The organism is Algoriphagus sediminis (assembly GCF_030403435.1).
Taxonomy (GTDB): domain Bacteria; phylum Bacteroidota; class Bacteroidia; order Cytophagales; family Cyclobacteriaceae; genus Algoriphagus; species Algoriphagus sediminis.
The window spans coordinates 102875-120226 of sequence record NZ_JAUEPH010000001.1; the positions used below are offsets into that span (position 1 = coordinate 102875).

The window sequence follows — 17352 nt, forward strand, 5'->3', positions numbered from 1 at the left end:
ATTTATAATCTCAACAATTTTTAATCGCCGTGAGAGTTAGACTAATATTTTCCCTTAAAAACAAAGGTTCTTATTTACCATTTCATCACCAGTACATCCTGGCCCAATTCTTAAAAGGGCTTATCGTGAAGGGAGGTAAGGAAGAATTTTACAATTATCATTACTTCAATTTTTCTGGTCTCAAAGGCCAAACCAAAATCAGTAGAAGTGGACTTCACTATTATTCAAGCTTAGTCACTTTGGTGCTTGCAGCCGAAAGTGAAGAGTTCATGGACTATATTTTAGAGCAGGTCTTCTCCATGTCCAAAGTGGAGCTAGGTAACCTGATTTTGACGCCTGAGTATACAGAAATCGAAGTAGAACCAACCTTGGAACCACATAATAAATTTGTATGCATATCTCCACTGGTTCTAATCACTCCTGCTTTCAATGAAGAAACTGGAAAGAGATTCATCAATCCGGATACGGATGAATTTTCTGATTTGCTGTATGAATCTACTTTGACTAGAATGGAAAAATCAGGCTGGTATACACCTGAGCAAATGGAGTCATTCTTTAAGTTTCAGGTTGTTCCTGACATGGTTTATGTTAATAGACTTAAAGAGCAGCAAAAGAAATTTGCAAGGATCTATTCTGTTTATGACATGGATGTGAAATATGAAGTCCGTGGTTATACGCTCCCCTTTACACTTTACGCAGCTCCTGAGGTTCAGGACTTTGTATTTAAATGTGGTTTGGGGGCTTTCACACACAAAGGATTTGGAATGCTCGATTTAGCAAATCACCCATCAGGTGAGAGAACCAAAACCTACAAGTTCAAAAGAGAAGGATTCGTTCCGTATCGTTCTACAGAGCGGCATAGAGAAAATGTGGCGCCTAAGGACAAGGACTCCGAAGAAAATGATGACTAAAATAAGAAACCTCCAAATTGGAGGTTTTTTTTATAAACGACGTCTATTTGGCTGAAGGTAAACGTAACCTACCAGCTGATCGTAGCGAGATCCAAGGTTTCTGAAGTAGACTAAAACCTCGTATTCATTTTCGGTTTCAAAATGGCTACCCTCAAAAGGAAAAGTATCAAACTCGCCTTCGGGAGTTTTGAAGGCGTATTGATAATCATACCAGCCCTGCTTCAAAAAAACCGTGGTTTGATAAACGCTAAATTCTTCATTCCAGCTCATTTCACTTTGGACATCATCTCCCCAGCCGGTCATGCTGCCTAAGAGGTAAACAGGCTGAGGTGTTTTAGGTATTGAAAGATTAAAGGTGGTCAGTATGTACTCACTTTCAACTTCATGGTTGCCGGACACCCTGTCATTGGTGTAAATCAAATATTGGCCATTCAAATCCAAATACTGCGAATAGGGTTCTTTTTCCCTTGGCACATCCATATTTGCCATAGCATCAATCCTATCGGTGTCCACCTTGATACTAGAAATGTTGACTCCGGTTGCCCGAATAAATCTCAAATCCACAAAACGGAATTCATTTCCGGCCCGAAATGTATTTTCCCCGTCAAAACTCTCGAATCTCATAATCTTGCTACTTTGATTCAAGAAGGTAGGTTTCTTAAGAATCTTTGAATTATCCCACCTTTGGTTTTGGCGTATGACTACAGTAACCTGCGAAGCCGGATCCATGACCTCACCTTTTGAGTAATTAATTACCGCATTGATTTGCTGATTTTGCCGACGGTTCAGAGTCTCAGAAGGTGGCACTACTGCCGCTCCAGTAGCAAAAAGGTTCTCGTAAACCATAAACCGTCTGGTGAGCATTACATTGCTTTCATCTCTGCCCGCATATACCTTCAGAACATAATTACCTGATTTAGTCACTTTGGGCAAGGTGAACTTATAATGAATGTAAGGTATGCGGGTATCGATGGAATAAGTGTAATCCTGAATGTTAAATTCATTATAAACCGTAAGGAAATCATTATCTCTCAGTTGAGAAGGTTCCCAATCCGCATCACAGTGAATCAACTTTGCTGAATACTGTTCAGGGTCGTAGGCAATATCATCGAAAAACAAGATCAGTGGCCGATTTCCACCTAGAGGTACCACGGGAGAATCCAACTGGCCGTAAACCTCAGTACCTAAAGGAAAGAGTCTTACAGACTGTATGTGATCCTTGTAGACCTTATTTTCTGTTTGCGATAAGGCCGGTTTGGAAAATGAACCTATAACAAGAAAAAGGAATAGTATTCGAAGCCTTCTCATCCTTCCTGTCCGACTTTTTCCTCCAAATTACTGATTTGATCCACGATATCTTCCCAGGAGCTGTTTAGGTCAGTAAGTTGTTTTTCCAGTTTGCCAAAGTTCAAATTCACTTCCTGAGCCTTCTTTTCATCCTGATAAGTCTCAGGCTTACTCATCTGTTCAGAAAGTTTCTTTTTGTCAGATTCCAGATTCTCTATTTTTCCTTCTATGCTTTCAAGCTCCATTTGAAGTTTTCGAAGATCATTCTTCGCCTGCCTTACCTCATCCTGGGTCTGGTTTTTAGGACGATCATTTGACTTTTTCTGAGGCTTTTTACTTTTCTCGTTCTTTGAGGAAGACTCCTCCTGGGTGGACCTCCAGTATTCGTACTCTTCGTATGTTCCTGGGTACTCTTTAATCTCAAAATCTTCTATGTACCAAATCTTATTTGCAACACCCTTAATGAAATGGCGATCGTGAGAGACTGTCACAAATGTGCCCTCATATTGATTTAATGCCTGAATCAATATATTAACTGATTGAAAATCAAGGTGATTGGTAGGTTCGTCGAGCAATAGGAAATTAGCTTGCGAGATGAGTGTTTTGGCCAAGGCAACCCTGGACTTCTCTCCTCCCGAAAGGACTTTAATCTTTTTAAAAACATCGTCATTTGTAAATAAAAAACATCCTAAAACACTTCGAAGCTCCATTTCTGTTTTCCGAGTCCCTGCTTGAATCATTTCCTGGATAATTTCATTTTCCAGGGTAAGGGCTTCCAGCTGATGCTGTGCAAAAAAGGACTTGATGACGTTATGCCCTTCCGTCCTCTCCCCGGAAAATTTCTCTGAGCCATCTATAATCCGAAGAATGGTAGACTTTCCTTTTCCATTGGCACCAATCAATGCAATTTTATCCCCTCTCTCGATCCTTGCACTGGTATTTTTGAAAATCACATTATTACCATAAGCTTTGGAGATTTCATCCAGGACCACTACATCCCTACCGGATCTTTGGGAGAACTTGAATTGGAAGTTCACATTTACTTCATCATCCACTACCTCATGGACTTTCTCCATTCTGTCCAATGCTTTGATTCGAGATTGAACCTGATTTGACTTTGTGGCTTTGGCGCGAAAGCGCTCGATAAACCGCTCCGTCTGCTTAATCATCTGCTGCTGATTTTCGTAGGCATTCTGCTGGATTTCCATTCTTTCCTTCTTTTCTTTTTTATAGAAAGAATAGTTACCGGAGTATTGAGTCAGGGTCAGATTAGCCACCTCCACAGTACTACTTATACAATTATCCAAGAATGTCTGATCGTGAGATACCACCACCACGGCTCCTTCATAGTTCTTTAGGTAGTTTTCTACCCATTGGATAGAAGGTAGATCAAGGTGGTTTGTAGGCTCATCCAGCAGCAAAAGCGCTGGTTTTTCCAAAAGTAACTTTGCGAGCATAACCCTCATTCTCCAACCTCCAGAAAATGTCCTGAGTGGTTTGGATAAATCAGCATCAGAAAACCCAATTCCAGCTAAAACTTCTGCGGCTTTGGCCTTAATCGTATAACCCTCATTTGCTTCAAACTTATCCTGCAAAGTCGCCAACTTATTCATGATCTCATCCGAATAATCAGACTCCATTTGCTTCAGCACAGCATCAATCTCGTCCTGAAGTGATAAAACTTCTTGAAATGCTTCGAGAGCCACATCAAGAATACTGTCATCCGATAGATAGGATAGTAAGTCCTGATTCAAAAAACCAATCGAGCAGTCCTTGGCTTTTTGAACCTCACCAGAGCTAGGCTGATACTCTCCATGAATTATTTTAAGCATCGTAGACTTTCCAGTTCCATTTTGGCCGACCAGGCCAATCTTATCTTTAGGCTTAATATGGAGGTTCGCATTTTCATAAAGAGGCCGTCCTCCTATGTAATATGACAGGTTACTAATCGAAAGCATGCGCAAAAATAAAGATTAACCCGCTGATACAATCGAGTTTTCCGATTAATGTGAATTAGTTTAACTTTCCATAAGAAAATGAATCAACTTATGAAAAATTTAAAATTAAGCTCTTTGGCCCTGATGGCTGTAGCTGGTAGCTTCTTGGTATCCTGTTCAAACGGGGAATCAAAAAACAAGGAGACTAAGCAAGTAGTGCTTGCAGGTGATAATATGGTCGATATTTCTACCGCAACCGCCGAAGTAGACCTTAACAAACTTAATCTACCTGAAGGTTTTGAAATTGACATTTGGGCCGCAGATGTTCCCAATGCCAGATCACTTACCATATCTGATAATGGGACGATTTTCGTTGGAAATCGACACGAAGACAAAGTATATGCTTTGATAGACTCTGATTCAGACGGTAAAGCGGATAAGAGGTTCACCCTTGCCAGTGATCTTCGAAGCCCAAATGGAGTGGCTTTCAAAGATGGAGACCTCTATGTGGCTGAGATTAGTAGAATCTTGAAATTTCCAAATATTGAAGAAAACCTTGGCAATCCCTCCTATGAGGTGGTTTACGACCAATACCCAGAAGAAGGTCATCATGGCTGGAAATTCATTGCCTTTGGTCCTGATGGAATGCTTTATGTCCCTGTGGGTGCACCATGTAATATTTGCGAGTCGGAAGACGAAATTTTCGCATCCATTACCAGGATTGATGTAAGTAAGGCCAATCCTACACCTGAGGTTTATGCTCATGGTGTGAGAAATACGGTTGGTTTTGACTGGGATCCTGCTTCTGGAAACCTTTGGTTTACTGATAATGGCCGCGATATGATGGGAGATGATATCCCGAATTGTGAATTAAATGTTGCCACCTCAAAGGACCAGCATTTTGGATATCCATATTGGCATGAAGGATCAGTGAAGGATCCTGAGTTCGGAAATTCCGGTGAAGGACAGTCGGCTTATGTTCAGCCTGCGGCAAAGCTTGGAGCTCACGTTGCCCCACTAGGTATGAGATTTTATGAAGGCGCGATGTTTCCTTCCAGCTATCAAAATCAAATTTTCATAGCAAAGCATGGGTCCTGGAATCGCTCGAAAAAATCAGGATATACAGTAACTGTAGCTAAAAAATCTGACAATCAAAGTATTGCTTCTGAGCAGGACTTTATCACAGGTTGGCTTGACGACGAATCTCAAGAAGTTTGGGGTAGACCTGTAGATGTGCAGGAATTACCTGATGGTAGCTTGCTCATCTCAGATGATCTCGCGAATTTAATTTACCGAGTGACTTACAAAGGATAATAAAAAAGGGAGGCAAAAGCCTCCCTTTTTTATTTTAACCAATCAGGTTTTGTAGTCTCCACTTCAGCTCCGAGCTGATTAAGCAGATTATATAAGCCAAAGTAGGTTCGGTTTACATATAAGCCATGTCTTGAACCTCTGGCCTGTCTGGAATTTTTGAACATTTTATCATTCGAGATTCTGTCTCCCAAAGCAAATATTTGCTCAAAGAAATCATCATCAGAGAAGTCAAAGCGATCCACGTGAAAAGGCTTTCCAAGTAAGGAAATCATTTCTTTAAACACTGATTTGAAATATTCCTGTTCTTTAGGGGTATCCTTTTCAGAAATGAATTCTAGGCCAAAGAAAATTTGATTCAGCTCATCTTCATTAATCAGCAAATCCTTTTTGATGAGTGAGAAATAGCCCTTGTAAAAATCTTCTGGTATAACTTTGACACAGCCAAAATCAATAATCCCCAGAACACCATCCTCTTTTACTATGAAATTACCTGGATGCGGATCTGCATGCACTTGTTGGATATTATGAACCTGGTGATGATAAAACTCCCAAAGAGCCTGTCCTACCTGATTGCGCAGCTCCTGACTGGGATTAGTTTCCAACCACTCTTTAAGGTGATTCCCTTCGATCCAGTCCATAGTGATTATTCTCTCGGAAGAAAATTCATCATAGTACTTTGGGAAGAATAGATTAGGAATATGGCTGCATGCCTCTGATATCTCCCTTGATCTTTGAATCTCAAGTTCGTAATCCGTTTCTTCTAATAACTTCTCCTCTACTTCTGCCATGTAATGATCGAGTTCACGCTCATTCATGTTAAGAAGACGTAATGCGAAGGGCCTTACCAGTTTCAAATCAGAACTGACAGAATCGCCTACTCCTGGGTATTGAATTTTAACAGCATACACAAGATCCTTAATGGTGGCCTGGTGCACCTGTCCTATGGACGCGGCATTAACGGCGGATTTGGTAAACGTATCAAATATACTTTCTGGTGCCTTACCGAAATATTGTCTGAATGTTTTCACCACCAAAGGATAACTCAATGGAGGCGCCGAATACTGGGCCATGGTGAATTTATCCTGATATGCCCTTGGCAAAAGGTTTTTGTCCATGGACATCATCTGAGCCACTTTTAGAGCAGAGCCTTTTAGCTGGCTCAGGGATTTATAAATATCTTCAGCATTTTCCTGATGAAGAGATTCTTTCTCCAAAGCAGGATTCACCATTTTCTTGGCATAATGCTTAACATAATTTCCTCCTACTTTGGCGCCAGTAGAGAAGAATTTTGCTGCTCTCTGGACTTTCGATACCGGAATGGATTCCTGTTCATTTACTCGGGTAGCCATATGTTTTTATTTAGTCTGATAAATAAACTTGGCAAAATCAATGAACGAATCCAGAGCACTTTTACCCATTAAATCAAATGCCAGATTGACTGATTTCTCAATAGCCGCATCCGTTTTCTCAAATCTTGGCGATCGATCATCAATCCAATATTTAAAGACAAACCAGACCTGGAGCCAAAGGGCTTCGTCATAACGATCACTGATTATCGGCCGTGATGCTATTTCCTCGGTCTCCTTACCCTCAAGGATAATTTCATTGGCAAAGTCCTTAAACCTTTCTTTAAAATCTTTTATTTCACCTGGAAGTTTGCCTAAAGACATTTGAGTGTCTGAGTAGATACTCATCAAGTAAGATCTATTATTTTTTAACTCCTCAATCCATGTGAAAAGGAAACTCAGGAATTTCTCTCTAACACTATATTCTTTAAATACTTCTTGACCCTCTACGGCTTCCAAAGTAGTTTCCAGAATATCCATCCAGATGGCTGATTTGATAGCGTCAAACGAAGTGAAATAATTATAAAAATCACTTTCCTTCATTTTTAGGCCCTTAGCAAATTTAAAGATAGACTTTGGGGAAACTCCTGTTTCAAGAATTTCCTGCTTATAGCCTTCGATAATTACTTTGCGATAATCCTTTTTCGTAGTTCTTTTTGTTGATTTAGCTTCCATTATTACTGGTCAAATTCTCCTTGATAACAGTTAAACACATCAACAGGTTTTCAAAAGCAAAAAAAAACGAGACTTTATGTCTCGTTATTGATTATGAACTGTTATTTGACCTTCTCTATAATCAAATTATGATTGGTATAAATACAGACATCCGCAGCAATGGAGAGGCTTTCCCGAACCATTTCTTCTGCAGTCAGGCTCGGAGCAAATTTTTTAAGAGCCCTTGCAGCTGACTGGGCATACATGCTTCCTGATCCTATGGTGGCGATCTCCAAATCAGGTTCAATTACATCTCCTGTCCCAGAAATAATCAAAATATCCTCATTGTCAGCCACAATCATCATGGCTTCCAGTTTACTAAGCATTCTATCCATCCTCCACTCTTTTGCCAGTTCTACAGCCGCCCGCTTCATGTTATTTCCAAAAGCCCCAAGCTTCTCTTCAAACTTTTCTAAAAGAGTAAAAGCATCTGCCGTAGATCCAGCAAACCCTGTCACGATCTTTCCCCCTTGTAAAACTCTTAGCTTTTTGACGCTACTTTTTGCCACTGTGTTTCCCATCGTGGCCTGACCATCTGCACCTACCACTACCTCACCGTTATGTCTGATTGCTACAACCGTGGTTGATTTAATTTTTTCCATCATGTCTATCTTTCTTTCAATTACCGTACAAAAAACAAAAAGTCCTGAAATCAGGACTTTTTGGCAGTTTTAATTTTAAATCTAAATAAGAATCCGAACTGGATCTTCCAGAAGGCTCTTCAGAGTTAGTAGGAAGGCAGAACCAACTGCACCATCTACCACTCTGTGGTCACAGGACAAGGTCACCTTCATCACATTCCCAACCTTCATCTCACCATTTTCTACAATCACAGTTTCTTTTATCCCTCCTACAGCCAAAATACAGGCATCAGGCGGATTAATGATCGCGGTGAATTCATCTATACCGAACATTCCCAGATTAGAAATAGTGAAGGTATTTCCTTCCCAATCTTTTGGCTGCAGTTCCTTGTTCTTAGCTTTTCCACCAAGAGACTTCGCTTCATTGGAAATTTGTGAAAGCGACTTACTGTCAGCAAATCTTATCACTGGAACCAGAAGCCCCTCCTCAACCGCTACTGCCATCCCGATATGAATGTGGTCGTTGTATCGGATTTTGTCCCCAAGCCAGCTTGAGTTCACTTTTGGATGCTGACGCAAAGCGGCCGCAGCAGCCTTTATTACCATGTCATTGAAGGAAATCTTTACAGGAGCAATTTCATTCATGCTCTTTCTGGCAGCAATCGCCTTATCCATGTTGATTTCCATCGTGAGATAGAAATGTGGTGCTGTGAACTTGCTTTCTGCTAATCTCTTTGCGATCACTTTTCGCATTTGAGATACATTTTCCTCTCTGAAACTTTCCTGACCCAGCACTGCAGGTGAAGCTGCTTCTGATGAAGCTGAGGCTGCGGTTGCAGGAACATAGTTTTCGATATCTCTTTTGATAACTCGTCCACCTTCTCCAGACCCCGAAACACGTGAAATATCAATTCCCTTCTCTTCAGCCATTTTCTTAGCTAAAGGTGAAGCCTTGATCCTTTCGTCTGAACTTGAGCTTGGAGCTGAGGCTTTAGGTTCAGCCTCTTTTTTGGGTGCTTCTTCTTTCTTTTTCTCCTCTTTTGCAGGCTCTGGTTGTGTCGATGCTTTACTTTCAGATGTATTTGACGCAGCCTGAGCTTTAAGCAGGGTTTCATAGTCTGCTCCTTTTTCACCGATCACTGCTATGACACCATCGACGGGCACAGCATTTCCAGCCTCTACACCTATGTATAACAAATTGCCATCCTCATAGGATTCAAGCTCCATTGTAGCTTTATCTGTTTCTACTTCAGCAAGAATGTCCCCTGATTTAACATCATCCCCCACCTTTTTCAACCATGCTGAAATTGTGCCTTCCTCCATAGTGTCGGACATTTTAGGCATGGTGATTACAGTTGCCTCAATTCCTGAGGTATCGATTTTTTCCGAAGTCTGAGCTGGTTCCTCTTGCTTGGCCTCTTCCTTTGTTTCAGAAGAATCACTTTCTTCAGGTTCGGCTGACCCGTTGGAAGATTCCTCCAAGAGGTCTTCATAGGATTCTCCTTTTTCACCGATAACTGCAATGATTCCATTTACAGGTACGGCATCTTTTTCTTTTACACCAATATGGAGAAGTACACCTTCTTCATATGACTCAAGCTCCATAGTGGCTTTATCGGTTTCAACTTCCGCCAGGATATCTCCAGGCTTTACCTCATCTCCCACTTTTTTGAGCCACGCAGCGATAACACCTTCTTCCATGGTGTCACTCATCTTGGGCATTCTTATTACTTCGGCCATAAGTTTTCCTCTCTGATTCTATTTTTGAAGAGACCAAAAATAGTTTGAATAAAGTCTTTATTCAAATATTAAACTTAATTTCCGAAACCTTGAAATTCGAGTAAAAAATCACTCCATTTTATGCCAATTAGTAAAAAAGATGATTATCGCCGGCCTAAGTGGCTATTTAACAATCATCTTGAAACCATTTATCCTGCCCTTTTTAGAAAAGTAAAAATAAAAGCTCCTAACAAGGTGAGAATTCCTACCGAAGACAATGATTTCCTTGATCTGGATTGGTTCAAAAATGATTCAGATCACCTGGTTATTATTTCGCATGGTTTGGAAGGAAGTAGTGATCGGCCATATATGCTTGGCATGGCCAAAGCTTTTTTAAACTCAGGGTATGATGTCCTTACTTGGAATTATCGAGGTTGTGGACCCGAATTAAACAAACAGATGATTTTTTATCATTCTGGTGCTACGTATGACCTGGATCGAATAGTGAATTATGCCTCGACAAATTATGAACATGTTTCATTAATTGGATTTAGCCTTGGTGGAAATCTTACCCTGAAATATATGGGCGAAAAGAGGAGCCGACCTGAGAAAATAGAATCTGCCGTGGCTATATCCGTGCCACTTCATCTGGCTAGCGCAAGCAAAAAGATTTCCGATCGCGAGAATTTCCTTTACTCCAAGAGGTTTTTAAAAAGCCTAAAGAAAAAAGTAAAGGAAAAGGCTAGGTATTATCCCAATGAAATACCTGCGGCAATGCTGAAAAACATTAATACCCTTTCAGATTTTGATGATATTTTCACAGGACCTTTTCATGGATTTTCAGATGCGGCAGAATATTACGAAGTAAATAGCGCTCTTTACTTTCTTGAAGGAATTAACGCTCCCACCTTAATTCTGAACGCAAAAAATGACCCATTTTTAAGTGAAGAATGCTTTCCTTATTCTTTAGCAGAGTCTTTACAAAATGTGACTCTGCAGACCCCTACTTATGGTGGTCATGTCGGATTTTCCAATGCTAATAAAAATGACTTATACTATTCTGAAAAAATGGCGGTTGAATTTGTAAAAGGAGAACACTAACTTCCCAAAAACTTCTTATAACCTATGTGCGGACGGTATTCCCTTGGCAAAAACAAAAAAGATTTGGAAGAAAGATTCAGCGCAGAAATGCTTTCTGAATTTGAACCAAGATATAATATCGCTCCCACCCAGCTAGTCCCGGTAATTACCTCTCAAAGTCCGAAAGGTTTCTCTTTTTTCTATTGGGGAATTACCCCTGATTTTGGAAGAAATAGACCCGTTTCCCAAAAACTCATCAATGCCAAATCCGAAACGGTAGATCAGAAAGTTTCTTTTAAAAAATCCTTCCAGAGTAGACGCTGTATTGTCCCTGCAGATGGATTTTATGAATGGAAAAGACTCGGGAAAAAAACCAAAATACCGTATCGATTTCAATTAGAGGGAAACAGCCTCTTTTCATTTGCAGGAATTTGGGATGAATACGAAACTGTTTCTGGTGATGTTCAGCACACCTTTCTTATCCTGACAACAGGCCCGAATGATACTGTAGAGCAGGTTCACGACCGAATGCCGGTTATTTTTGGTAAGGAACAAGAAAAGAAATGGCTGGATCCATATAGTTCTCCTGAAGAGCTGAAAGAATTGCTGATTCCTCTGAGCAATTCTAAATTGGATAGCTTCACGGTTTCTCCATCAGTTAATTCGGTTCAGAATGACTACCCTAGCCTTATCAATAAAATCTCTCCTGCCGATCAGCATGGAAACTACACCTTGTTTGGCTGATCAAGAACAGTACTAAACAAAACTTCAGAGATTTTTGCCTTCGGTTATTACTTCCGATATTTGGATTTTTAGATATAAACCCAAAAACATGTTCAGATCGAAAATTTTAGGTGCAGGACATTGCCTACCTGAGCGAATTGTCACGAATGACGAACTTTCCGGAATGATGAATACTAATGATACCTGGATCCGAGAAAGGACAGGTATAGAGGAAAGGCGTTGGTACACACCGGGAAAAGAAACGGTGACCAGTATGGCCAAGGAAGCATCCATTATGGCAATGGATAGGGCTGGTGTAAAGGCATCTGAAATTGATTTCATTGTATTCGCCACAATTACTTCAGACTATTTTCTTCCAGGGGCTGGTGTTCTTTTGCAAAGAGAATTACCCTTTAGGGAAATTGGAGCACTCGATGTGCGGAATGCATGTTCGGGATTTATTTACTCCTTATCCGTCGCGGATCAATTCATCAAGACAGGAATGTATGACAAGATTTTGGTGGTAGGTGCTGAAATTCAGTCTTCAGCATTAGACAAAAGTGATGAAGGCAGATCAAGCTCTGTAATATTTGCAGATGGTGCAGGTGCAGTAGTTTTAGGAAGGTCTGAAAATGAAAAGTCAGGAATTCTTTCCACACATCTACATTCGCAAGGAAAGTATGCAGAAGAGCTCTTTTGTATCGCTCCATCATCAAGTGGAAAAATCAGGATCTCTCAGGAAATGATCGATAGAGGAGACTTTTTCCTTAAAATGAATGGAAATGCCGTATTTAAGCATGCAGTGGTTCGTTTCATGGAAGTGATTAATGAAGCCCTGGAGCATAACGGAATCGATAAATCTGATATTGACCTTTTAATTCCCCATCAGGCGAATCTTAGAATCAGCCAATATGTCCAAAAGAAACTTGAGCTTCCAGATGATAAGGTTTATAACAATATCATGACTCGGGGAAACACCACGGCTGGCACTATTCCAATTGCAATTAGTGAAGCTTGGGAACAAGGTAGAATCAAAGAAGGAGATTTGCTTTGCCTTGCAGCTTTTGGCTCAGGGTTCGCATGGGCGTCCGCTCTCCTGCACTGGTAGACTTCTCTCATGAAACTCGATCTCGAACTTTGGAAGGATAAAGAGCTGATTAAAAAACAGAATCGCCTAAAGGCTAGATTTTGGAATATTTTCTCAGAAGTTGGTAATGAAGTCCAGGACAATTCCCTTTTAGCCAATTTCAATTTTTCAAAAGGAATAAAAGTATCCAAAGGAAATGATTTGATCGGTTTCCCATATCAAGTGCTGGATATTGTACGTAATTGGGATGAGAAGAATGGGCTGAATATTCGGGTCCTTAATTGGTTCGGACATGGAATGTTTCTTTTTCTTTATTTAGGCCATAACAGGGTTTCTAAACACCCATTCAATTCCCTGATTGACTTAGGCTTAATCCAAAGCAAAAACCCTGATCCATTTGACTATCCGGGTATTTTGCTTCTAAATGAAGGAAGTCCTGAGTATAATAAAAAGAGTGATTTATCTGTTTGGTTTAAAGAGATAAACATTACAGATCAGTCGGAGAAGACCCAGGCTCAAATTTTTGAAGAGATCAAAGGTCTGATTGAGATACTTACTTTTGCATAAAGAAATATTATAGAAATGGGTTAATTTTAAACTGCATTAGAAAATTTTCGTACAATTAGCGAATCAGATTTGATCACCCATATTAGAAATCCAAAGCCAGCTTGATCCCTGGTTTAGCTGTACATATGAAGCATATACTTTCTATCCTTTTATTTTTCATCTACTCTTCAATTTTTTCGCAGCAGGCAAGCATAGTTAAGCAGTATAATTCGGATTCTAGCCTCATGGCTACGGGTGTACTTGAAAACTCGAAGCGCCAGGGACTTTGGAAGTATTATAATCCTAAGACGAATGCCCTTATGATCGAAGGGAAGTTTGAGGATGGAATTCGAGAAGGAACTTGGATAAGTTATTGGCCAGATGGTAAAATGAGGCTAATTGTAGACTATAGGGATGGAGTGCTTTTTGGCCCCACAAAAGTCTACGATGCTCAGGGAGCTTTAAAGAGGGAAATGATTCTCAGAGACAGTGTCTTGGTTGGGCAATGGACTGAATACTATGGCAGAGTGGGAACTCCTGAATATATCGATCCAGAACAAGTATTGACCACTGGAAAATATGAAGAAGGTAAAAAAGAAGGGCTTTGGACGACTTTCCATCCTAATGGAGAACTTTCCATCAGAGAGTACTACAAAAACGGCAAGAGAGAAGGACCCTATCTTCAATATTATACCGATGGTGTACTCGCTTTGGAAACAAACTATAAAAACGGTGAGCTTGACGGGTTATTCACAGAATATGTGGATTTAAGGCAAGTCCTTGAAACTGGAAAATATAAAAATGGTAAGAAAATAGGCCCCTGGGAAAGGTATTTTCCAGGTACAAAAGTATTAGAGTCCGAGGAATTTTATGATGATGAAGGCCGAAGGGATGGTGAATGGAAATATTATTATGATAACAAAAGAATTGCTCGAATCGAGCATTATGATAAAGATATTGCCGTCGGAGTATGGGAGGAATATCATCCAAATAAGACCCTGGCTAAAAGAAAGATTTATGAACTTGGGGTTCCCGTCGGTGACTATATAGAATATCATCCCTCCGGAGAAACTTCAGTGATAGGACAGTACCAAAATGGGATGAAAACAGGAATCTGGAAAAGTTTCTTCCCGGATGGTGAGCTTTACTCAATAGGAGAATATCGAAATGATCTGAAAACAGGACTTTGGAAATACTTTAATAAAATCGGTATTCTGATTGCTGAAGGTGAATACAAGTTGGGGTTAGAGCAGGGCCAGTGGTTTTATTATTATGACGGAGGACAACTCAAGTCCGTTGGATCCTATGAGGTAGGTTTTGAAAATGGGCTTTGGGGGCTTTTTTATGACAATAAGCAACTAACACAGGAAGAGATCTGGGATAACGGCAGGCTTATGAATGTGGGTGAGTATTACACTTATGATGGAAAAAGAACCCTGGACGCCGGCACTCTAAAAGACGGGAATGGTACCAGATTCACTTACTATGTATCTGGACAAAAAGAATCTGAAGGAAGCTTTGAAAATGGAAAGGCCACAGGTACTTGGGTGTTTTATCACGAAAACGGTAGAAAAGCTTCCGAAGGACAAATGTTGGATGGCAAAAAAGAAGGGGCCTGGAGATACTTTAATTCGTCTGGAAGACTATCAGACATTATCAATTATAAGGCAGACGAAATCGTAGAAGAGGAAGAAGAACCAAACCCAGTAACAACTTTCTCTTTTTAATCCTAAACCTTACTCCGCTTCAGGGGTTCTATATAAAAAGACCCTATGTTCGGATTATTCAAAAAGAAATCAGAGAAACAAAAGCTTCAAGAAGCTTATCAGAAGAAAATGAGCGAGGCTCACAAGGTATCCCATTCAAATCGAACTCAGGCTGATAAACTTATGGCTGAAGCGGAGGAAATTGCTAAAAAAATAGATCAGCTTAAAGTTTGATGCTCTATCAGGCACATTTTGTACCTATAAATTTGTTTTTTAAATATATTTAGCTACCTTATTTATCTACTTTTTTAGCTAGTCCGATAGAACATTTTTTTAACTAGTACATATTATTTTAAGGGTGATTGAGCTACGGACGAGAAGTAATTTAATTTTTTACCCGAATCTTCGGATTCGGGTTTCTTTATTTACGGGCATAATCATCCGAAACTCTCACAATATCATCTTCATTTGAAGGACTGGATGGGTCTGTATGCATCCAAATCTCAGCTACCACACCCCAATTGTCCCCTCCTATTAGTCGGTGTCGTTCACCTTTCTCCAGAGAAACCACTTCATCCTTATTCAAATCAAATGCGGGGTTTTCTTCATCGGTCTGGCTTGTTGAAATCTTACCTTCTCCGAAAATAAGTTTCCAAATTTCAGCCCGCCTGTGATGGTATTGCCAAGACAATCTTTGCCAAGGAGCTACTACCAGAATCTTAGGGCTAAGTTTTTGGGACAACTGATGTTCTGATAATTCCACTTCTTTAAAAAATGTATCTCGAAACTTTGGCACCTGTTCTTCATTAATGACAAAAAAACCTCCCCATGGTCTGGATTGATCCTAATTCTGAATTTGAAATTCCAAGTCTTCTAAATACTCTCTAATCTTATTAAAAATCTCTTCTTTCTTATCCTTACTAGAAAAAATGACTTGTGACATAACTCCTGCTTAATAATGAAATCTAAACTTAGGCCAAAGAGACCTAAGTAGCAATATTTTATAAAATCAAAGCTCAAAAAAGAAAAATATAAAGAGACTTTAAAGAAGTTGGACTTTATTTCTATATTTTTTTAAAGAAGTGTTTTCATCAAAATGAAAAAAATGCGTAATTCATAGCAAATAGGATATTATGCACCTTATCAACCCGGAGGCCATCATCGCAAAGATGGACGGTGTAGTAGAGACTAAAAGCTACATCAATAAACTCAAGATTATCAAGAACCTTTACCTCAATGAAGCCAACACTGCAAGCGAGATTTGTAATCAAGTAGGTATTTCACTGCCAACTGTGAATTCTCTTCTCACGGATCTTATGGAATCTGGTGAAGTGATTAAGCATGGTCGAGCAGAATCTCAGGGAGGTCGTAAACCAGATCTTTACCGACTGGCTCCAAATGCTTTTTATGTGTTATCTGTGGATCTCTCAAGATTCAATATGAATCTGGCACTTTACTCCTGTACTCATGAATTGGTACAATCAAAGAAAGGCTATAATATCAGTCTAAATAATGAGGAAAAAACTCTTTCACATATTGGTGATAAAATAGAGGAGTTCTTAAAAGAAACTAACATCCCAGATGACAAAATAATTGCGATGGGGATTTCTATGCCTGGTTTGGTGGACTCTTTAGAGGGGGTAAACTATACATATTTGAAGTTTGGGAATAAAACCCTTCGAGAGAATCTGGAAAGGCGGTTTGGGAAAAAAGTCTTTCTTGAAAATGATGCCCGAGCAATGACTCTGGCAGAGTTCAAATTTGGCGCTGGAAAAGAGTATAAAAATGTGCTGGGGGTTTTTGTTGGTTGGGGGATTGGTTTAGGAGTGATTATCGATGGAAAACTTTATCAGGGATCCTCTGGATTTGCGGGTGAATTTAGCCATTGTACTATTTTCGACTCAAGGCAAGAAACTTCTACTTCCGGGAAAAAAGATTGTCTGGAGGCGGTAGCCTCTGGGACTGCAATAGTAAAAAAGGCTCAAGAGGCAATCGAAGCTGATCCTGATAGTATTTTGGCGAGGATCGTCAAAAGTCATGAAGGCAATCTTGATCCTTCTCTGGTAGTAAAGGCCGCATTATCTGGAGATCAAAGAGCCATTACTTTGATTTCTGAAGCCGGACTTGATCTGGGACGAGGGATTTCCATTTTAATCCAACTCCTTAATCCTGAATTAATTATCGTGGGAGGTTCTGTAGCTGAATCCGATCAGTATCTGTTAATTCCAATACAGCAAGCTCTAAACGTTTACTGTATGGCAAAGTCCAGAGAAAAAACTAAGCTTTCCCTATATAAATTAGGAGATAATGTTGGCCTTTTAGGCGGAGTTGCCGTTGTTAATGAAAAACTCTTTGAGGATATTATTGAATAACCCCAAAGAACGATTACCCTGAAGTACCC

The 17352-nt window shown here is 39.9% G+C and carries 16 protein-coding genes; 9 read left to right on the forward strand and 7 right to left on the reverse strand.

The annotated features are described in order from the left end of the window. Positions 1-29 precede the first annotated feature (29 nt). On the forward strand, positions 30-911 hold the full coding sequence (gene cas6, locus QVH07_RS00485; protein ID WP_289998142.1) for a CRISPR-associated endoribonuclease Cas6: 882 nt from the start codon (positions 30-32) through the stop codon (positions 909-911). Positions 912-941: 30 nt separating this feature from the next. Here cas6 and QVH07_RS00490 read toward each other — a convergent pair whose 3' ends face one another. Next, the gene (locus tag QVH07_RS00490) at positions 942-2219 is read right to left on the reverse strand and encodes a type IX secretion system plug protein (RefSeq protein ID WP_289998143.1); all 1278 of its coding nucleotides are present in this window, start codon (positions 2217-2219) and stop codon (positions 942-944) included. Then, positions 2216-4156 (reverse strand): ABC-F family ATP-binding cassette domain-containing protein, encoded by a 1941-nt coding sequence (locus QVH07_RS00495; RefSeq protein ID WP_289998144.1) that lies wholly within the window; start codon positions 4154-4156, stop codon positions 2216-2218. Before QVH07_RS00495 ends, QVH07_RS00490 begins: the two co-directional genes overlap by 4 nt. Positions 4157-4246: 90 nt before the next feature. On the opposite strand from QVH07_RS00495, the gene QVH07_RS00500 reads away from it, so the two are divergent. Further along, positions 4247-5449: a PQQ-dependent sugar dehydrogenase gene (locus QVH07_RS00500; protein ID WP_435367048.1), complete on the forward strand. Its 1203-nt coding sequence runs from the start codon at positions 4247-4249 to the stop codon at positions 5447-5449. A 29-nt stretch (positions 5450-5478) separates the two neighbouring features. On the opposite strand, the gene QVH07_RS00505 is transcribed toward QVH07_RS00500, so the two are convergent. The 4 genes from QVH07_RS00505 to QVH07_RS00520 form a co-directional block, all read right to left on the reverse strand. Further along, complete coding sequence (locus tag QVH07_RS00505) at positions 5479-6798, reverse strand: ABC1 kinase family protein (RefSeq protein WP_289998145.1); 1320 nt, start codon at positions 6796-6798, stop codon at positions 5479-5481. Between the two features lie 6 nt (positions 6799-6804). Then, the gene (locus QVH07_RS00510) at positions 6805-7470 is read right to left on the reverse strand and encodes a TetR/AcrR family transcriptional regulator (protein WP_289998146.1); all 666 of its coding nucleotides are present in this window, start codon (positions 7468-7470) and stop codon (positions 6805-6807) included. 101 nt (positions 7471-7571) lie between these two features. Further along, the gene (gene hslV / locus QVH07_RS00515; protein ID WP_289998698.1) at positions 7572-8111 is read right to left on the reverse strand and encodes an ATP-dependent protease subunit HslV; all 540 of its coding nucleotides are present in this window, start codon (positions 8109-8111) and stop codon (positions 7572-7574) included. 81 nt (positions 8112-8192) lie between these two features. Further along, entirely contained in the window at positions 8193-9830 is a 1638-nt protein-coding gene (locus QVH07_RS00520) for a pyruvate dehydrogenase complex dihydrolipoamide acetyltransferase (protein ID WP_289998147.1), read from the reverse strand. 120 nt (positions 9831-9950) lie between these two features. Between QVH07_RS00520 and QVH07_RS00525 the strand changes: the two genes are divergently transcribed. From QVH07_RS00525 to QVH07_RS00550, 6 genes are all read left to right on the forward strand, one after another. After that, positions 9951-10910 carry a YheT family hydrolase gene (locus QVH07_RS00525; protein WP_289998148.1) on the forward strand — a complete coding sequence of 320 codons (960 nt, stop codon included), beginning with the start codon at positions 9951-9953 and terminating at the stop codon, positions 10908-10910. A gap of 24 nt (positions 10911-10934) precedes the next feature. Beyond that, entirely contained in the window at positions 10935-11633 is a 699-nt protein-coding gene (locus tag QVH07_RS00530) for an SOS response-associated peptidase (protein ID WP_289998149.1), read from the forward strand. A gap of 88 nt (positions 11634-11721) precedes the next feature. After that, a complete protein-coding gene (locus tag QVH07_RS00535; RefSeq protein ID WP_289998150.1) occupies positions 11722-12720 on the forward strand; it encodes a 3-oxoacyl-ACP synthase III family protein in 999 nt (332 codons plus the stop codon). 9 nt (positions 12721-12729) lie between these two features. Further along, positions 12730-13266, forward strand: a complete 537-nt coding sequence (locus QVH07_RS00540; protein ID WP_289998151.1) for a hypothetical protein — start codon at positions 12730-12732, stop codon at positions 13264-13266. Between the two features lie 125 nt (positions 13267-13391). Continuing rightward, on the forward strand, positions 13392-14972 hold the full coding sequence (locus tag QVH07_RS00545) for a toxin-antitoxin system YwqK family antitoxin (RefSeq protein ID WP_289998152.1): 1581 nt from the start codon (positions 13392-13394) through the stop codon (positions 14970-14972). Positions 14973-15017: 45 nt separating this feature from the next. Then, positions 15018-15185 (forward strand): Lacal_2735 family protein, encoded by a 168-nt coding sequence (locus QVH07_RS00550; RefSeq protein WP_289998153.1) that lies wholly within the window; start codon positions 15018-15020, stop codon positions 15183-15185. Positions 15186-15372: 187 nt separating this feature from the next. On the opposite strand, the gene QVH07_RS00555 is transcribed toward QVH07_RS00550, so the two are convergent. Beyond that, positions 15373-15747: a cupin domain-containing protein gene (locus QVH07_RS00555; protein ID WP_353890974.1), complete on the reverse strand. Its 375-nt coding sequence runs from the start codon at positions 15745-15747 to the stop codon at positions 15373-15375. Between the two features lie 337 nt (positions 15748-16084). Between QVH07_RS00555 and QVH07_RS00560 the strand changes: the two genes are divergently transcribed. Further along, a complete protein-coding gene (locus tag QVH07_RS00560) occupies positions 16085-17323 on the forward strand; it encodes an ROK family transcriptional regulator (RefSeq protein ID WP_289998154.1) in 1239 nt (412 codons plus the stop codon). Positions 17324-17352 lie beyond the last annotated feature (29 nt).